General features: G+C 70.5%; 20 protein-coding genes. 11 read left to right on the plus strand and 9 right to left on the minus strand.

Features of this window, described 5'->3' with window-relative positions; all coding sequences use genetic code 11:
- Positions 1-3: 3 nt before the first annotated feature.
- Positions 4-159, minus strand: coding sequence for a hypothetical protein (locus Z052_RS20430; protein WP_017342671.1), 156 nt, complete (start codon positions 157-159; stop codon positions 4-6).
- Positions 160-236: 77 nt separating this feature from the next.
- Positions 237-686 (minus strand): hypothetical protein, encoded by a 450-nt coding sequence (locus Z052_RS05775; RefSeq protein ID WP_094520023.1) that lies wholly within the window; start codon positions 684-686, stop codon positions 237-239.
- Positions 687-779: 93 nt separating this feature from the next.
- Between Z052_RS05775 and Z052_RS05780 the strand changes: the two genes are divergently transcribed.
- Together Z052_RS05780 and Z052_RS05785 are read left to right on the plus strand one after the other, a co-directional pair.
- The gene (locus Z052_RS05780; protein WP_086215847.1) at positions 780-2,633 is read left to right on the plus strand and encodes a radical SAM protein; all 1,854 of its coding nucleotides are present in this window, start codon (positions 780-782) and stop codon (positions 2,631-2,633) included.
- A gap of 3 nt (positions 2,634-2,636) precedes the next feature.
- Entirely contained in the window at positions 2,637-3,500 is an 864-nt protein-coding gene (locus tag Z052_RS05785) for an MBL fold metallo-hydrolase (protein ID WP_049931302.1), read from the plus strand.
- 31 nt (positions 3,501-3,531) lie between these two features.
- Here Z052_RS05785 and Z052_RS05790 read toward each other — a convergent pair whose 3' ends face one another.
- Positions 3,532-4,152: an HAD family hydrolase gene (locus Z052_RS05790; protein WP_094520022.1), complete on the minus strand. Its 621-nt coding sequence runs from the start codon at positions 4,150-4,152 to the stop codon at positions 3,532-3,534.
- An 83-nt stretch (positions 4,153-4,235) separates the two neighbouring features.
- Positions 4,236-4,718 (minus strand): hypothetical protein, encoded by a 483-nt coding sequence (locus Z052_RS05795; protein WP_049931299.1) that lies wholly within the window; start codon positions 4,716-4,718, stop codon positions 4,236-4,238.
- Between the two features lie 123 nt (positions 4,719-4,841).
- Here Z052_RS05795 and Z052_RS05800 point away from each other — a divergent pair, with 123 nt between their 5' ends.
- From Z052_RS05800 to Z052_RS05840, 9 genes are all read left to right on the plus strand, one after another.
- Positions 4,842-5,756 (plus strand): hypothetical protein, encoded by a 915-nt coding sequence (locus Z052_RS05800; protein ID WP_049931298.1) that lies wholly within the window; start codon positions 4,842-4,844, stop codon positions 5,754-5,756.
- Positions 5,757-5,851: 95 nt separating this feature from the next.
- A complete protein-coding gene (locus Z052_RS05805) occupies positions 5,852-6,502 on the plus strand; it encodes a halocyanin domain-containing protein (protein WP_049931297.1) in 651 nt (216 codons plus the stop codon).
- A complete protein-coding gene (locus tag Z052_RS05810; RefSeq protein WP_049931296.1) occupies positions 6,499-6,888 on the plus strand; it encodes a hypothetical protein in 390 nt (129 codons plus the stop codon). The genes Z052_RS05805 and Z052_RS05810 overlap by 4 nt, the downstream gene beginning before the upstream one ends.
- A 7-nt stretch (positions 6,889-6,895) precedes the next feature.
- Complete coding sequence (locus Z052_RS05815) at positions 6,896-7,705, plus strand: cytochrome bc complex cytochrome b subunit (protein WP_049931295.1); 810 nt, start codon at positions 6,896-6,898, stop codon at positions 7,703-7,705.
- A 4-nt stretch (positions 7,706-7,709) separates the two neighbouring features.
- Positions 7,710-8,498, plus strand: coding sequence for a cytochrome b (locus Z052_RS05820; protein WP_049931294.1), 789 nt, complete (start codon positions 7,710-7,712; stop codon positions 8,496-8,498).
- Positions 8,499-8,581: 83 nt separating this feature from the next.
- Positions 8,582-9,013 (plus strand): hypothetical protein, encoded by a 432-nt coding sequence (locus Z052_RS05825; protein ID WP_049931292.1) that lies wholly within the window; start codon positions 8,582-8,584, stop codon positions 9,011-9,013.
- Positions 9,014-9,017: 4 nt separating this feature from the next.
- Positions 9,018-9,302 (plus strand): hypothetical protein, encoded by a 285-nt coding sequence (locus Z052_RS05830; RefSeq protein WP_049931291.1) that lies wholly within the window; start codon positions 9,018-9,020, stop codon positions 9,300-9,302.
- 113 nt (positions 9,303-9,415) lie between these two features.
- Positions 9,416-10,147 carry an NAD(+)/NADH kinase gene (locus Z052_RS05835; protein ID WP_094520021.1) on the plus strand — a complete coding sequence of 244 codons (732 nt, stop codon included), beginning with the start codon at positions 9,416-9,418 and terminating at the stop codon, positions 10,145-10,147.
- Between the two features lie 136 nt (positions 10,148-10,283).
- Positions 10,284-10,727 carry a hypothetical protein gene (locus tag Z052_RS05840; protein ID WP_049931289.1) on the plus strand — a complete coding sequence of 148 codons (444 nt, stop codon included), beginning with the start codon at positions 10,284-10,286 and terminating at the stop codon, positions 10,725-10,727.
- A gap of 36 nt (positions 10,728-10,763) precedes the next feature.
- On the opposite strand, the gene Z052_RS05845 is transcribed toward Z052_RS05840, so the two are convergent.
- The 5 genes from Z052_RS05845 to Z052_RS05865 all read right to left on the minus strand — a co-directional run bounded on the left by Z052_RS05845 (position 10,764) and on the right by Z052_RS05865 (position 15,776).
- Positions 10,764-12,086 (minus strand): M28 family peptidase, encoded by a 1,323-nt coding sequence (locus Z052_RS05845; RefSeq protein ID WP_086215853.1) that lies wholly within the window; start codon positions 12,084-12,086, stop codon positions 10,764-10,766.
- 93 nt (positions 12,087-12,179) lie between these two features.
- Positions 12,180-12,839, minus strand: coding sequence for a DUF420 domain-containing protein (locus Z052_RS05850; RefSeq protein ID WP_049931287.1), 660 nt, complete (start codon positions 12,837-12,839; stop codon positions 12,180-12,182).
- A gap of 162 nt (positions 12,840-13,001) precedes the next feature.
- Positions 13,002-14,054 (minus strand): NAD(P)-dependent glycerol-1-phosphate dehydrogenase, encoded by a 1,053-nt coding sequence (locus tag Z052_RS05855; protein WP_049931286.1) that lies wholly within the window; start codon positions 14,052-14,054, stop codon positions 13,002-13,004.
- A gap of 91 nt (positions 14,055-14,145) precedes the next feature.
- A complete protein-coding gene (locus tag Z052_RS05860) occupies positions 14,146-14,844 on the minus strand; it encodes a LysE family translocator (RefSeq protein WP_049931285.1) in 699 nt (232 codons plus the stop codon).
- A gap of 131 nt (positions 14,845-14,975) precedes the next feature.
- Positions 14,976-15,776, minus strand: coding sequence for a DUF2103 domain-containing protein (locus tag Z052_RS05865; RefSeq protein ID WP_089307916.1), 801 nt, complete (start codon positions 15,774-15,776; stop codon positions 14,976-14,978).
- Positions 15,777-15,905 lie beyond the last annotated feature (129 nt).

The raw sequence follows: 15,905 nt of genomic DNA on the forward strand, positions 1-15,905 counted from the left end.
CGCTCACACCTCGATTTCGACGAGGTCGCTCCCGCCGCAGTACGGACACGAGAGGTCCTCGACCGCGTGGTCGTCGGGCACGTCGTACGTGTAGTGGTTCTCGAACATGTCGAGCTCGCAGTCGTCGCTGACGCACTTGACCTCCATCGTCGATGGCATACGCGGACGTAGTATCGGCGGCGGCTTAAACGGCGTGGCGGCGGCGAGCCGGGGGTGCGAACCGCGCGATGCGGCGCTCAGACCCCCGCACCGCGCATCCGGTCCGGCACGACGGTTCGCTCGGCGACAGCGACGACTGCGATACCCAACGCCGTGCCGGCGAGGAAGCCGGGACCGTACGGGCGAAACGGGATTTCGAACGCAAGCGCGACTCCCAGCCCGACGGAGATCGCGAGGATCGCGGCGCCGAAGGCGACGTAGGTCAGCGTCTCGTAGCGATCCGGCGAGAGGCGGCCGCGGGCGAGCCACGCGATCGGGCCGACGGCGACTGCGGTCGCCGCGGCCCAGCCGGCGGCGAGTCCCCACGGTCTGGGATTGGTGCCGAGAAACTGCATCGCGGCGAGTGCGCAGAGCGCGGCGAACGAGACGTAGTTTCCGACTCGCTGCCAGCGAGCGGACCCGTCGGCGCGCGCTGGCGCGCCGTCGCCGGAGGTCGTCTCACCGTTCGGGGGCGTTTCGGAGGGCATGGTCGGGGTTTCCGCGCGTTCCGGCATAAGTAATCCGGCGCGGCTCGGGCGTTCCGCACGCTTTTCCCGTCTCGGTCGAGTACGGACGGTAACATGACCGATTCGCCCGCGTCGGCCCGGGGGTCGCTCCCGGCCGACCCGAACGACCTTTCCGTCACCATCGTCGACGGGTACGTCGACGAGCCGGCCCACTTCGGCGTCCCGCCGTACCTCTCGACGTACCCCCGATACACCGCCGGGGCGCTCGTCGACGCCGGCGTCCCCGAGTCGGCGATCACCTATCACACGATCGACGAGCTCCGCGAGGACCGGAGCAAGCACGCCGACGTCGCCGACGCCGACCTCATGATCTACGTCGGCGGGATGACGGTGCCCGGGAAGTACGTCGGCGGCACCCCCGCGGAGCCGGACGAGGTGCGAGAGCTCGGCTGGACCGCCGACGGCGTGACGCTGCTCGGCGGCCCGGTGCGCTTCGGCGTCGGCGAGGAGAACGCCGGCGCGCAGGAGACCCGACGCGACGACCTCGACTACGACTTCGTCGCGATGGGCGACGTGGAGGCCGCGGCCCACGACCTCGTCCGCGAGGGGCTGGAAGGGTACGGCAACCGGATGCGCACGAACGAGGAGGTCGACCGCTGGGCCCGGCAGGGGGCGTTCGTCGTCGAGCAGCACCCGAACCACCCCGACTACCTCATCTGCGAGATGGAAACCTCCCGCGGGTGCGCCTACCGCTGCTCGTTCTGTACGGAGCCGCTGTACGGCGACCCGGCGTTCCGTGCGGCGCGGTCGGTCGTCGACGAGGTCGACGCGCTCTCGGACCGCGGCGTGCGACACTTCCGGCTCGGACGGCAGGCCGACATCCTCGCGTTCGGCGGCGACGGCGAGGCGCCGAACCCCGACGCGCTCCGGGAGCTGTACGGCGGGATCCGCGAGGTCGCTCCCGACCTCCGGACGCTCCACCTCGACAACATGAACCCCGTGACGATCACGGACTACCCGGAGGCGTCCCGCGAGGCGATCCGCGTCATCGCCGAGCACAACACGCCCGGCGACACGGCCGCGTTCGGGCTCGAATCGGCTGACCCGGTCGTTCAGGAGGAGAACAACCTCCTCGTCACCGCCGAGGAGTGCTTGGAGGCCGTCCGCGTCGTCAACGAGGAGGGCGGCTGGCGCCCGGGCGACGCCCCCGAGACGACGCCCGGCGACCCGGCCCGCGTCACCGGTCCCTCAACCGGACCGGACGCCTCGCCGCGGCTGCCGAAGCTCCTCCCCGGGATCAACCTCGTCCACGGGCTGACCGGCGAGCGCCCGGAGACGTACGAGCACAACAAGCGCTTCCTCCAGACGGTGTACGACGAGGGGCTGATGCTCCGCCGGATCAACATCCGGCAGGTGATGGCGTTCGCGGGCACAGAGATGGCCGAGACGGGGGCCGAGGTCGCACAGGAGCACAAAGACCAGTTCCAGGCGTACAAGCGCGAGGTGCGCGAGACCATCGACAACCCGATGCTCGACCGCGTTGTGCCGCCGGGAACCGTCCTCCCGGACGTGTACCTGGAGTACCACCAGGACGGCAAGACGTTCGGGCGCCAGCTCGGCACGTACGCGCTCCTCGTCGCGGTGCCGGGCGAGCGCGAGCTCGGAACGAGCATCGACGTGGCGATCACGGACCACGGCTACCGCTCCGTCACCGGCGTCCCGTACCCGCTCGATGTCAACGTGGCCTCGATGGACGAGCTCACCGCGATCCCCGGGATCAACCGGAGCACGGCTGGTGACATCGTCGTCGGCCGCCACTACGACTCGGTCGAAGCGGTCGACGCCGGGGTCGCCGACCTCGGGGCGTACGCGGTCGCCGGCGACACCGACGTGCCGATCCCCGGTCGCGAGCGTCCCGGCTCCGGCCCCGGTCCGGCCGCGCGGTCGTCGCTCGGTCGCGGGGACTGAGCGATGTCGGTCGACGATCGCGAAGACCCCGACCGCCTCGAAGGTCCCGCGGTTACCCGGGTCGAAGTCCCCGTCGACACGCGCGCGCCGGGCGGGACCACGAACGCGTACCTGTTGGACGGCCTCCTCGCCGACCCCGCCGCCCGGACCGACGCGCTCGACGCGGCGCTCGCGGAGCGCGGATCGGTAGACGCGGACGCCCCGTCCGTCGAAGCGATCGCCGTCACCCACGCCCACCCGGACCACGTCGGCGCGGTCGCTGACTACGCCGCCCTGACGGACGCGACGGTCGTCGCCCGCGATGACCACGCGGACCGGTTCGCCGCGGCCGCCGGGGTCGAGCCGGACGAGACGGTCGCGCCGGGCGAGACGGTCGCCGACACCGCGGTCCGCGCGGTCGACACGCCGGGACACGCGCCGGACCACCTCGCGTTCGCGGCCGGCGGTCCGGGGACCGAGTCGGGGCGGTCGGTGCTGTGTTGCGGCGACCTCGCCGTCGCCGAGGGGAGCGTCGCGGTCGCCGCGCCCGAGGGCGACCTCGCTGCCTACCTCGCGAGCCTCGAACGCGTGCGCGACGCCGGCTACGACCGACTCCTCCCCGGACACGGCCCGCCGATAGACGACCCGCCGGCGGCCTGCGAGCGGCTGATAGATCACAGGCTGGACCGCGAGCGAGACGTGATCGCCGCGCTCGACGGCGGCGCGTCGGACCTCGACGCGGTCGTCGACGGCGCCTACGAGAAGGACCTCTCCGGCGTGCGGGACCTCGCGCTGGCGACGGTCGCCGCGCACGTCGAGAAGCTGGTCGCCGAGGGACGGGCCGACGAGGCGTGGCGCGCGCGGCTCGCGGACCGCGGGTTCGACTGACTCCGCGGCTCCCGCCGTCCACCGAACGCCCCTACGGCTCCGCCTCTAACTCCGCGACGACCTCGGAGAGCGGCGTCTCGGTCACGTCGACGAAGCGGCCGCCGGCGGCGACGATCCCGCCGTCAGTCTCCGGGTCGTCGCCGACGTGGACGAGGCCGGTGGTGGCCGTTCCGAGCGCCTCCGCCGCGGCCTCGAACGCGGAGGGGTGCGGCTTCCGCCAGCCGCAGCCGACGCTCGTCGTGACCGCGTCGAACTCGCCCCGGAGCCCGGCCCGGATCAGCGTCCGCGGGACGAGCTCGGGGACGGCGCAGTTCGAGAGCAGCCCCACCGGGCCCCGGTCGGCCGCGCCCCGGACCGCGTCGAGCGCGCCGTCGCGCCGGGTCACGTCCGGGTCGAACGCCGCGAGCACGGCGTGCCTGGCGACGTTCTGCTCCGCGTCGACGCCGCGGGAGTCCAGCGCCCGAGCGACGTGTGCGGGGAGAGGGACCTCCGCGCCGGCCGGCGCCTCGACGTGCTGCTCGCCGTACGCGACGTGCCAGTCGTCGGGGACCGTTACGCCGCGGGACTCCAGTTCGCGCGCGACCGTTTCCGCCGGGTCGGACGGGTACTCGACGTCGACGAGGGTCCCGAAGAGATCGAAGGTGACTGCCACGATACCACCGTTAGGGACAAACCCGGATTGAAGCTGTCGGTCGGGGGAACGCCTCTCGACGCCGACCGTTCGCGCCGCCGCCGTCAGAACAGCGAGCCGAAGTGGAGCGTGACGAGCCGGTAGAGCCCGGTCACCCACGCGCACAACCACAGGAGCATGAAGCCGGCGACGCCGGCGCGGAGCCGCTTCCGCCAGTGGCTCATGTCCTCGTGGAGCTCGTCGATGTCCACGCTGGGGTCCTCGTAGGCGTCGGCGTTCCGCTTCGCCTGGAAGATCCGCACGATCCCGGTGAGCGCGAACGCCAACAGGGCGTACGCCTGAACGCCGAAGAACGCGTGGAGGATCGCCATGCCGCTCACTTGGTCGAGGACGCGCGGGACCATCCACCCGGCTATCGGGACCGTCGTGAGCACTAGTCCGACGACGATGTACCGCAGGTGGCGCATCAGCACGTTCCACGACACGGTCTCTGCGTCGATCATGATCCAGGCGCCGTACAGGAGGAACGGGAGACTCGTCGTCACGGACATCCCGGCGAGGGCCGCGATGACCGACTCGTCGACCATACCGTCGATACGTGCTCCGGCGCGTAAAGCCCCCCGATCCGCGTCGGGCGCCCGCGGTCCCGCCCTCTCGCCGTCGGGGCGCGGACGAAAACAGTTAGCGTCAGGAGCACGTACCCCGGGGCGATGGAGGACACCTCGACGCGGTCGGAGCCGGAGTCGCCGCCGGAGGAGTCGGCCGACCCGCCCGACGACCCGGAAGCCCCCGACACGGAGCCCGCGGAAGACGGATCTCGGGCGACCGACGGGACTCCGGAAGCGGAGCCCGCGTCGACCGACGCCGACGGCGCTCCCGGAGACGAGGACGACATCGAGGCCCTCCGCGAGCGCGTCGAGTCCGAGTACGACTTCGACGACTTCGGCCCGTCGGACATGGCCCAGATGAGCGCCGAGGAGTGGGACGCCGCCTTCGACCCCGACACGTGGATCACGGGCGACCGGCTCCTCGACCGGGTCGACGCCGAGCTGAAGTCCCGGATCGCGACCCGCGACGTGTTCGGCGTCTTGGAGCGCGTCCGCGAGGACGGCGAGGAGCGCATCCTCGTCTACTCCGACGAGGGATACGCGATCATCCGCCCCACGGGCGAGGTACGCGGCGAGGGAACCGTGCTTCGGGACATCGAACCGGTCGTCGCCTTGGCGGCGATGGACTCGTACGAGGTGCCCGAGCCGCCGGAGGACTGGTCGCTCCCGCACCCCGACAGCGTTCCGGAGGGTTCGGGCGAGTTCGGCAACCTCGTGATACAGGCGGTCGCCGGGATTCAGGTGCTCGCCGGCGTGGCGCTCCTCGTCGCGACCGCCGCAACGGACCTCGACACGATCGTCGCGCCGGCGATGGGCATCGTGTTCCTGCTCGTCGGGGTGTTCCTGTTCGCGATGGTGGCGAACGCGCGGCTCTCGGACCGGTTCCGATCGGAGGAGTACCGCGACCGTCTGCGAGCGCTCCGCGAGGCGAAGGAGCGGCCCGAGTTCGTCCCGGTTGAGGACGGCGTCGTGACCGGCGAGGACGGCGCTACGACCGACCCCGACCGAGACGAGTAATCCGCCGATTTCGACGGTCTCAGGCCCTACAGACACCTCCGCGTCGGCGGTATCAGTCGGTGGGTTTAAGCGCACCCCGTCCTGAGTGAAACTGTATGAAAAGGCGGGACTTCGTGCGGACGGCCGGCGGCGCGACCGCCGCCGTCGCGGCCTCCGCCGGGGCGACCGGAACGGCGGCTGCACAGGAGGTACAGCCCGATTGGCCGAGCGGGGCGGCCAGCGGAAACGTGGGCTCGTACACCGACGCCCGCGGCCAGGACTCGGTGACCATCTCGGTCGGGGCCGGCAGCAACGGCCTCGCGTTCGACCCGACCCTCGTGTGGGTCGACGAGGGAACGACGATCACCTGGGAGTGGACGGGCAACGGCGGCGACCACAACGTCCAGGCGGTCGATGGCGGCGGCCCGGCCAGCTTCGACAGCGGTGACCCCGTCGGCGAGGAGGGGTACACCTACGAGTACGAGACGTCGAGCGAGGACGCCGGGATCACCCACTACCACTGCGTGCCCCACACCGCGGTCGGCATGCACGGCGGCATCGCCGTCGGCGAGGACGTCGCGACCGTCGAGGTCGGCGGCGGCGCGAACACCGGGTGGCCCGAGGACATCGCCAAGGTCGGCGTTCCGCTCCACGCCCACTGGGTCGGCATCTCCGCGATCCTCGGCATCGGGCTGACGTTCGTGTTCACGTTCTACATGCTCAAGTACGGCGAGTCCGCCCACACGGGTCACGGGGGTGCGAGATGAGCTCCGGCAACTCCTCGTACGGCGACATTCACCGGTACGAACCGGCCCGTGAGAGCACCGCGGCCGCGATCGCGATCGTCCTCCTCACCGTCATCGAGGTCGTGTTCGTCGCGCTTTTCACCTACGGGCTGATGTCCGCGTGGGCGTCGACGGAGGCCGGCAACATGTTCGTCGGGGCGCTTCTCGCCCTCATCTTTATTGATCTCGCGTTCATCCTACTCCTGTACCGGAAAGAGTTCCTTCCGGACGTGATGATCGTGAAGAAACGCCGTCGCAAGTGGGAGGACCTGTACGTCCGCGAGGAGGACAAGGACGGCAAAAGCATCGACACCGGCGGGCTGGCGGACACGCTGAAACGGGCTGTGTACCCGTACTACAAGAAGTGATTCGACAATGAGTCTGAAAAAACAAGACGACATGGACCACAACGCGTGGCTCAAGAGTCAGGATCTCACAGCCATCGAGACGGCGTTCCTGACCACGCTCATCTGGCTGGACAAGCGGCTTCGCATCGTCGACTACCTCGAACTGCTGGAGACGATGTACTACCGCGCGAACCTCCAGATGCCGAAGAGCCACACCGAGCAGTACGACCTCGACAACAAGTTCTGGTACTGGTACCCGCTGTACTCGCTCGGGTCCCTCTCTATCATCGCATACCTGCTCGCGGCGGTCTCCGGCGCGCTGCTCGGGTTCTATTACGCACCGTCGACCGCCGGTGCGGCGGCGCAGGGCGACCCGACGGCGGCGTACGACTCGATGGTGATGATCATGACGGACGTCCAGTTCGGGTTCATGCTCCGGGCGATCCACCGCTGGGCGGCGCAGTTCATGGTGGCGGCGGTGTTCCTCCACATGCTGCGCGTCTACTTCACCGGCGCGTACAAGGAGCCGCGCGAGGTCAACTGGATCCTCGGCGTCGTGCTCATCGCCCTGACGCTGCTGTTCGGCTTCTCCGGGTACGTCCTCCCGTGGAAGCAGCTGTCCTTCTGGGCGGCGCAGATCGGCGTCGAACTGGCGCTCGCGACCCCGATCGTGGGCGAGTGGGCGGCCCAGTTGCTGTTCGGCGGCTTCACCCTCGGACAGGCGACGCTCGTGAGAATGTACATCCTGCACGTGTTCGTGCTGCCGTTCGTGGTCACCGCGCTCATCGCGGTCCACGTGGGCATCGTCTGGGTGCAGGGCATCGCGGAACCGCACTAATCCAATGACCGACGACACCACTCCCATGACGGACGGAGGCACCGACGACGAGGCGCGGACCGACGGCGGCCCCCCGGCGACCGTCCCGCCGGACGACGAGACGCCGACCTGGTCGGAGCGCAAGGAGCGCAGCCAGGGGCTCGCACAGCTCACCTACCAGTACTTCGAGCGGTCCCGCCGCGAGGACGAGGACCTCCGCGCGGAGTCCACGTACGTCGAGCGCGACGTGCTCGGCTTCCCGACGTGGCCCCACGAGACGATCCGGAACCTCGCTATCACGTCGTTCTTCCTCGGGATCATGCTGCTCGTGGCGTCGATCCTTCCGGGGCACTTCGGGGACCCGGCGAACCCCGGATCGACGCCGGCGATCATCCTGCCCGACTGGTACCTCTACTGGTCGTTCGGACTGCTGAAACTCAGCCCGATCAACCCCGAACTCGCGGTGTTGGGCGGCAACATCGTCATGTCCAACGAGCTGTACGGGCTCGTGGCCCACGGCGCCATCTTCGGCGTCATCACGCTCGTCCCCTTCCTCAACAAGGGGAACGCGCGGCGTCCCGTCGAGGAGCCGGGCTGGGCGGCGCTCGGGATGACCGGCGTCGTGCTGGCGATCACGCTGGCGGTGCTCGCCATCCAGAACTTCTTCCCCGTCCCGCTCGAGCTGCTGTTCTCGCTCGTGTTCATGCTCCCCGTCGTCGCCGGCATCATCACCTACGCGGTGTTGAAGACGATGCGCGAGGGGTACATGTACGACCTCAACCGCCGGTACTTCATGCTCCGCCCGCCGAAGTAACCGGTCGAGCCCCGCCCGCTTCGCCCCCGTGACCGACGCGCGGTCGCGGTCCGGTCCAGCCGTTCAGACGCTCCGTATCACCCATGTCATCCTCAACAGACGGCGACTCCTCGCAGGCGTTCGACGAGACCGGCGATCCGATCGCGGCCGACGACGACGCCGAGCCCCGCACCGAGCCGACGGGCCCGCGGGAGGGCCCGAGCGGCCGAGAGATCGTCGTCCCGTTCCGGCTGTACAAGGCCGTCACCGTCTTCTCGACGCTCGCCGCGGTCGTCACCTACTTCGTCGGGTTCACCCTCATCGACGCCGCGACGCTCCAGATCAGCTTCGTCCGGACGACCATCGTCTATCTGCTCGACAACGCCGGACTCCTGCCCCCGGAAGACGTGCTGGTGGCGATACTGGCGATCACGGGCGTGGGATTCATTATCCTCGGAACCGCCGTGTACGTGCTCGGGACCCGGTTCCGCGGACAGGGGATGGGAAAGTCTCAAGACGACCCCAGCGAAACATGAGATAATGGCAGACGAGTTCATGAAGGGCTTCGCCCTGTTCGCGATCGGCGGTCTCGGCTGGATCACCTTCGGCGGCTGGTACCGGACGCCGTCGTACTACCAGGTGTCGCAGCTCGTGAACCCGGCGGAGGGCGTGAACACGGCGTACGGCGAGATCGGCGTGTTCGCGGGCGACATGTTCTTCTGGCTGATGGTGCTCGGTGCGGCGACGTTCTGGGTGCTCATCCCGGCCAGCCGCCAGCTCCGCGACGCTCTCAACGGCGGCGACGAAGACGCCGCCGCGAACTGAACGCGAAACGCTCGTCTCGTTTCTCCGCTCTTCCTCGCGCCGTTCACCGGCGACGCGACGGCGACCGCCGGCGAACCGAGGGATTTTCACCGCCGCTCGTCCCACCCACGGCCATGAGTGAGCCGACGCGCCCCTTCGCGGTTCTCGGCGAGGGCGACCCGGCGGCGGCGATCCGATCGGCGGCGACCGACGCGGGCGCCCCGCTCGTCGACCGCGCCGAGGCAGACGTGGTCGTCGCCGTCGGCGAGGCCGCGCTCCGCGAAGCGATGCGCGCGGCCGCGAGTACGGACACGCGCGGCCACCCGGTCCTCCCGGTCGGAACGGGCCGTCACGCGGTCGACCCGAGTCTCGTGACCGACCTCGTCGTCGACGGGCCGGCTCCCGAGTTCGACGCGTTCTCCCGCGTCGCTCATCCGGTCGTCGCGGTCGAACGGCCGGATAGTCGCCGCCGGTTCGCGGCCGCCGACGTCGCGTTCGTGACGGCGGCGCCGGCCCGGATATCCGAGTACGAGATCGCGTTCTCCGACGGCGAGTCGGCGTCGGTGCGCGCGGACGGCGCCGTGGTCGCGACGCCGCTCGGGAGTGAGGGGTATGCGGCGGCGGCCGGCGGGCCGCTGGTATCGCCCGGGGCGGGCCTCGCGGTCGTCCCCGTCTCGCCGTTCACGACCGCTCCCGACACGTGGGTCGCGAGCGGCCGCCTCGGGGTCACCGTCGAGCGCGAGGAGGAGTCGGTCGCGCTGGTCGTCGACGGGGACCGCTGGGGGACTGTCGAGCCACATCGCGCGGTCAGGATCGAGGCCGCGACGACGGTCGATCTCCTCGCTCCGACGGCGGAGCGGGGGTGATCCCTCCCCCGGTGGCGGCGACGGCTCGTTCCGATCGCAACGACGGACGGCTCGTTCCGATCGCAGCGACGCCGCCCCTCCCCGCGGGCGCGCCGATCGGAAACACTCTAATACGTCGTGAACGGAAGTGGTGGGTATGGACCCACTGCAGTTCCTCGTTCCCCTCGGCTGGCTGTCGGCCGTCGGGCCGGCGCTGCCGTACGCGATCTTCGTGATGACAGTCGCGAACCTCGCCACGCGGCACCTCGCGCACAGGCGGCACGTCGAACAGGGACAGGAGGCGGACAGCGTGGAGGCGTACACGCCGCACGTGTTCACTAACGTCGGGCTCGTCCTCCTCTCGTTCGTCTACATCCTCGGTTCGCCGGTGAGAGGGACGATCCTCTCCGTGCTCGTCCTCGCGATGTTCGTCGCCGACTTCTTCGAGCTGGAGGCCCGCAACGTCGAGGCCCGGAACGACATGACGATCGAGGCGCCGAAGAGCTCGATCGCCGCCTCGCTCGTCGTGTTGGTGTGGTCGTCGTACTTCGCGCTGTTCTTCCTCGTCGAAGGGATCTGGAACCAGTTCGTCGTCGCCTGACGAACCGCGGACCGCCGCTTTCTCGCTCGCCTCGCGTCAGAACGGCCAGTCGCCGGTGAGCTTCATCCCCGTCGCCTTCCCCTCGGCTTCGAGCGCCGCCGCGATCTCGTCGGTGTCGCGGCGGGGAACCGACGCGTCCGCCTCGGCGAGCTCGACGACCAGCTCGGTCAGGAGGATCGCCTGCTCGCGGAGGTTTCGCGACTCCAGCTTATCCAGCGTGTCGGCGTGGGTGTGGCCCCAGCCGCGGCCGCGCCCCTCGGTCTCGCCCGAGACCATGTACCCGGGGATCCCCCGCTTCACGAACGGCCAGTGGTCGCTGTGGGGGACCAGCTCGCTCCCCGTCGCGATCGGGTGGTCGAAGCGGTCGCTCACACGGTCGGCGGCCGCCGCCAGCGCGTCGAAGTCGTGGTGGTCGAGCCGCAGCGTCCGACCGAACACGTTGCTGTCGACGTTGACGACCGCGCGGACCGCCTCCCTGTCGGCCGCCTCGGCGGCCACGGACGAGCCGACGAGCCCGACCTCCTCGGCGCCGAACGCGGCGAACCGGACCCGCACGTCGAGCTCGCCCTCGCGCGCAGCGAGCGCCCGCGCGACCTCGACGATCGTCGCCGTCCCCGCCCCGTTGTCCATCGCGCCCTCCGCGATGTCGTGGGCGTCGACGTGCGAGGAGACGAGCAGGTGTTCGTCGGTGTCGGGGCCGAGTTCGGCGACCGCGTTGCCGCTCGTCGCCGTCGGCGTCTCGCAGTCGACCGCGACGGTCAGGTCGTCGCCCTCGCGTCGCCGCGCCAGCCGGGCGCCGGCCTCTTTCGAGACGCCGACCGCCGGGATCGCCCCCACGGGCGCCTCCGCGGTCCCGACACTCCCGGTCGGCGGGAGGGTCCCCTCGACGTGGTTGGCGAAGACGAAGGCGGCGGCGCCGGCGTCGACCGCGCGGTAGTACTTCTCCCGGCGATGGATGAATCGGTCGACGGCGTCGGGGGTGTCCGACGACACCATCACGACCTTCCCCTCGAGGTCGGCCTCGAAGTCCGCTGGAACGCCGTGACCGAGGTCGACGAACTCCCCGGTCACCTCGGCGCTCGGGCTGCGCGGTAGCGCGATACAGGCGTTCGGGCCGACGGCGACCGGCTCGTCCGTCGCGGCCTCGCGGACCGCGCTGTCGCCGCGCTCCCAGCCCTGTATCTCGAACTCCTCGACCGCGGCGTTCCGCGCGCCGGCCGCGGCGAACGCGTCGCGGGTCAGCTCAAGCGCCTCGCGCTCGCCCGCCGAGCCGGCCATGCGGTCGCCAACGTCGACGAGGTCGAGGAGGTGGTTCCAGCCCGCGTCGCTCGTGAACGTCTCGCCGATCCAGTCGGTCATGGGTGTGGGTGTCGCGGCCGCCGGTCAAGCGTTTCGGTGGCGGCGGGGGCGGCCGGGATCCCCCGGCGAGACGCCGGGGCCGAGGGGGAGGAGTTAGACCGGGACGGCCGGCAGGAGGACCGTCGCGGCCTCGGCGGCCGCGAACGTCGAGTCGTACAGGTGGTTCAAGAGGAGGTAGGTGACGACCCCGAGCGCGAGCGAGAGGATCCACGCGCTCGCGGCGATCCGACCGACGCGCCGGTGTGGCGTCTCCGTCCGGAGCTCCTGTTCGGTGTGGGTGAGCCCGAGGACGATCGCGTAGAGGACGACGGGGACCGAGACCACGGAGAGAATGATGTGGATCGCGAGCATGATCAGGTACGCGGGGTACACCCAGTCCCACAGCGGGACCCACGCGTACGACGAGTCGAGGACGAACTCCTTGGTGCCGCCCCCGGCGACCTTCGGGAGGTACATCCCGAGGAACAGGAGGATGAGGACGAACGACGTCGTCATCGCCGCCGCGTGCTTTTTCACCTCGTCGTTCCGGATCCAGTACCAGCCGAGCGAGAGGGAGATCACGGTGACCGTGTTGACGGCCGCGATGGCGTGCGCGAGCAGATTGACCGTTTCCTGCGTGAGCGTCGGGAACAGCGCTTGGAACTCCGGAACGAGGAACACGCCCCCCACGGCGCCGTAGCCGACGACGGTGAGGAGGACGGTTATCGCGGTGGCCCGCTCTTTGGCCCGGTCGCGAACGCTGGCGGTGGACATATCAGGTGTACTCCCGGGAGCGTTATTGGCCTTTCGAGGTCGGAATCGAGAGCCGGAGATCGGGGACGACGCGGGGCTGTTCCGCGGGAGTGACGCGGGGCCGTTCTTCGGGGGCGACGCGGGGCCGTCCGGCGGCGTCGCTCGCCGCGCGCCGAACCGGGATCACTCCTCGATGACGCCGGTCGCGGTCGCGACCCCTATCGCCGCCTCCTCGTTGATCCCGCCTTGGAGGATGGTGTAGCGGTCGCGGATCTCGTGGGCGCTCGTGAGCGCGGCGATGAGCTCCGCGTCGTCGATCCCCAGCTCGCCCGCGGTCGTCGGGGCGTCGAGCTCGGCGAGCGCGTCGCGGATCGCCGCCCACCGCCCGTTCTCGCCGCTGTGGAGGAACTCCGTCATGATCGACGCCACGCCGACCTGGTGGCCGTGGAGCGCCTTCCCCGGCGCGATGCGGTCGAGCTGGTGGGAGATGAGGTGTTCCGCGCCCGAGGCGGGCCGCGAGGAGCCGGCGATCGACATCGCGACCCCGGAGGAGACGAGCGCCTTCACCACGACCCACGCCGACTCCTCTAGGCCCGGCCGGATCATGTCGGCGTTCTCGACGAGCAGCTCCGCGGTCATCTCCGAGAGCGCGCCCGCGTACTCGCTGTACTCGACGTTCCGCAGGCGGCGGGCGAGCCGCCAGTCCTTCACCGCGGTGTAGTTGGAGATGATGTCCGCACAACCCGCGGTGGTGAGCCGCCACGGGGCGTCCGCGAGCAGCGTCGTGTCCGCCACGACGGCGAGCGGCGGGTCGGCGGCGACCGAGTGACGCGTGTCGCCCTCTGGGATCGACGAGCGCCCCGAGACGATACCGTCGTGGGAGGCGACCGTCGGGACGGAGACGAAGCCGACGTCGAGGTGGTCGGCTGCCATCTTCGCGATGTCGATCGGCTTGCCGCCGCCGAGCGCGATGAGGTAGCCCGGGTCGACCGCCTCCGCGGTCTCCTTCAGGTCCTCGACGGCCGCGAAGGAGGCGTTCTCCACGACCGCGGTCGCGGGGTCGTCGAACTGGGCTCTGACGCGGTCGCCGGCGATCTCGTTCGGCGTCGGGCTCGTCACGATCAGCGGCCGCCCGGTGAGATAGAGTTCGCCGACCGCCTCCCCGAGGTCGTCGAGGACGTCGTGTCCCACGAGGACGTTCCGCGGGAGCTTGATCCACGTCGTCTTCTCGAACATACGGGACGGTCGCGCCGACGGGTCAAAGCCGTTGTCCATGTACGGCGGGCGCGACCGCCGCGGAGCGGCCGACGGGCGACGGCCGCCCCGGTTACGCCCCAAGCGCGGCCAGCGTCGTCGCCGCGTCGTAGAGGAAGTAGACGCCGAAGCCGGCGAGCACGAACGCCGACGCGACGGCGACGATCGGGGCGAACGCCTCGATCCTGCGCTCCGCGGCGACGAGTCCCGTGGGGAAGCCGAGGACCCAGACCAGCACGCCGAGGAAGAACCCGCCGATGAGCGCGGGCGAGCCGGTGGCGACCACGAGCGTCCCGGCGAGGTCGGCTCCGACCACCGGGAGCCGGGACAACACGTCGAGTTCGCCCGGCTGAAGCAGGCCGACGCCGATCGTCAGCCAGAACAGCACCTGGTACGGGTTCGTCAGGGCGAGCACCAGCGCCTTGCGGAACCCCTTCCCCTCGGCCGCGATCGGCTCCTCGCCGGAGGTCGGACGGAACGACGCCCGCGCGCCTTGGGCCGCGCCGACGGCGAAGTACAGCATAAGGACGCCGCCGACCGCGACCATGACGCCCTGTAACAGCGGGAACGACTCCACGACCGCGACGACGCCGACGTACGCGAGGACGAAGAAGATCGCGTCGGCGGTCGCCGCGCCGAGGCCGGCCCGGAAGCCGGCGAAGCGACCGCGGAGGACGGCCTCCTCGGCGATCACCGCGTTCATCGGACCGGGCGGCGCCGCGAGCGCCAGCCCGAAGACGACGCCCGCGCCGAGCGTGACGAGGGTACTCACACCGCTCGCAACGACCGGTCTCGTGAAAAACCCCGCGACAGCGACGCGGTCGGTAGTGGCCGCTTCCGGGCGCTGCGACCGAGATACGGACATCGGACGCCAGATCCGCACACGGCGGGCGGGGCCGGAAGCTACACGTCTTGGAGCTCCGCGTCCCGGAGCGCCTCGTTGAGGTCCTCGCGGACGCGCTCGCCGGTCTCGCGGTCCATCGCCGTGGTGACGATCCGGTTCTCCTGGACGCTGGAGCCGTCCCGCAGGAGTAGCCGGACGTTGCCGTTGGTCCCCGCGCGCGTCGCCTTCGCGCGGAGGCCGGTCCGCGACCCCGTCCCGCCGGCGTCGATGGGACCGGGAACGATCTTCTTCACGTGCGGGTGTTCCGCGACGGTCTGGACGGCCTTCCGCCCCTTGCGGTCGCCGATGAGCGTCGAGTGCGACCCGCCGATCTTCTCGCGCGGCGGGGTCTCGACCACCGCCAGCGACCGGTCGCCGCGACGGTCGAGCACCCACTCTACGAGGGGGCTCACGTCCGGCTTCCCGCCGTCGTCTGCGGGGTCGCTCGACGTTGTCCCGTCTCGGTCGCTCCCGCCGGCGCCGCCGTCGGGCACCCGGTAGAACTCGTGGTGGAGCTGCGCGCGCGTCTCGCGGAGCGGCTCGCGCTCGCCGGCGGCGTAGACGGTCTCCGGTCGCTTGCGTCGGATCTCGTCGGCGACGCGCCCCGCGAAGTTCCGCAGTTGGACCTCCGTCAGGCGCTCGGTGTCCTCCGGGCGCGTGGTGATCGTCGTCTCGCCGACGACGGCGTCCTCGTCCAACATCGTCAGGTGCGCGCGGTCGGCGTCGAACTCGGCGACGACCGCGTCGGCGTTGGCGGTGTTACAGGTCAAACAGTAGTCCCCCGGCTTCTCTAACGGGGTCCCACACCGCCGACAGTTCATACCGACAACACGGCCGTGGAAGATAAAAGCGCGTCCGTTCGCCGCCGGTCTCGGGACCCGTTCGCCGCCGTACACCGTCGCGCCCACCGCTGATCCGGAGCGACAGCTTATACTGTCAGCTAAATATTC

It is taken from the genome of Halorubrum sp. C191, from assembly GCF_002727095.1.
Taxonomy (GTDB): domain Archaea; phylum Halobacteriota; class Halobacteria; order Halobacteriales; family Haloferacaceae; genus Halorubrum; species Halorubrum ezzemoulense.

Excerpts from the sequence above, each read along its gene's own strand:
- Z052_RS05855 (WP_049931286.1), bottom strand. The coding sequence starts at position 14,054 with ATGTTCGAGAAGACGACGTGGATCAAGCTCCCGCGGAACGTCCTCGTG.
- Z052_RS05785 (WP_049931302.1), top strand. The coding sequence starts at position 2,637 with ATGTCGGTCGACGATCGCGAAGACCCCGACCGCCTCGAAGGTCCCGCG.
- Z052_RS05825 (WP_049931292.1), top strand. The coding sequence starts at position 8,582 with ATGTCATCCTCAACAGACGGCGACTCCTCGCAGGCGTTCGACGAGACC.
- Z052_RS05800 (WP_049931298.1), top strand. The coding sequence starts at position 4,842 with ATGGAGGACACCTCGACGCGGTCGGAGCCGGAGTCGCCGCCGGAGGAG.
- Z052_RS05775 (WP_094520023.1), bottom strand. The coding sequence starts at position 686 with ATGCCCTCCGAAACGCCCCCGAACGGTGAGACGACCTCCGGCGACGGC.
- Z052_RS05830 (WP_049931291.1), top strand. The coding sequence starts at position 9,018 with ATGGCAGACGAGTTCATGAAGGGCTTCGCCCTGTTCGCGATCGGCGGT.
- Z052_RS20430 (WP_017342671.1), bottom strand. The coding sequence starts at position 159 with ATGCCATCGACGATGGAGGTCAAGTGCGTCAGCGACGACTGCGAGCTC.
- Z052_RS05840 (WP_049931289.1), top strand. The coding sequence starts at position 10,284 with ATGGACCCACTGCAGTTCCTCGTTCCCCTCGGCTGGCTGTCGGCCGTC.
- Z052_RS05820 (WP_049931294.1), top strand. The coding sequence starts at position 7,710 with ATGACCGACGACACCACTCCCATGACGGACGGAGGCACCGACGACGAG.
- Z052_RS05835 (WP_094520021.1), top strand. The coding sequence starts at position 9,416 with ATGAGTGAGCCGACGCGCCCCTTCGCGGTTCTCGGCGAGGGCGACCCG.
- Z052_RS05815 (WP_049931295.1), top strand. The coding sequence starts at position 6,896 with ATGAGTCTGAAAAAACAAGACGACATGGACCACAACGCGTGGCTCAAG.
- Z052_RS05805 (WP_049931297.1), top strand. The coding sequence starts at position 5,852 with ATGAAAAGGCGGGACTTCGTGCGGACGGCCGGCGGCGCGACCGCCGCC.
- Z052_RS05845 (WP_086215853.1), bottom strand. The coding sequence starts at position 12,086 with ATGACCGACTGGATCGGCGAGACGTTCACGAGCGACGCGGGCTGGAAC.
- Z052_RS05795 (WP_049931299.1), bottom strand. The coding sequence starts at position 4,718 with ATGGTCGACGAGTCGGTCATCGCGGCCCTCGCCGGGATGTCCGTGACG.
- Z052_RS05810 (WP_049931296.1), top strand. The coding sequence starts at position 6,499 with ATGAGCTCCGGCAACTCCTCGTACGGCGACATTCACCGGTACGAACCG.
- Z052_RS05780 (WP_086215847.1), top strand. The coding sequence starts at position 780 with ATGACCGATTCGCCCGCGTCGGCCCGGGGGTCGCTCCCGGCCGACCCG.
- Z052_RS05850 (WP_049931287.1), bottom strand. The coding sequence starts at position 12,839 with ATGTCCACCGCCAGCGTTCGCGACCGGGCCAAAGAGCGGGCCACCGCG.
- Z052_RS05865 (WP_089307916.1), bottom strand. The coding sequence starts at position 15,776 with ATGAACTGTCGGCGGTGTGGGACCCCGTTAGAGAAGCCGGGGGACTAC.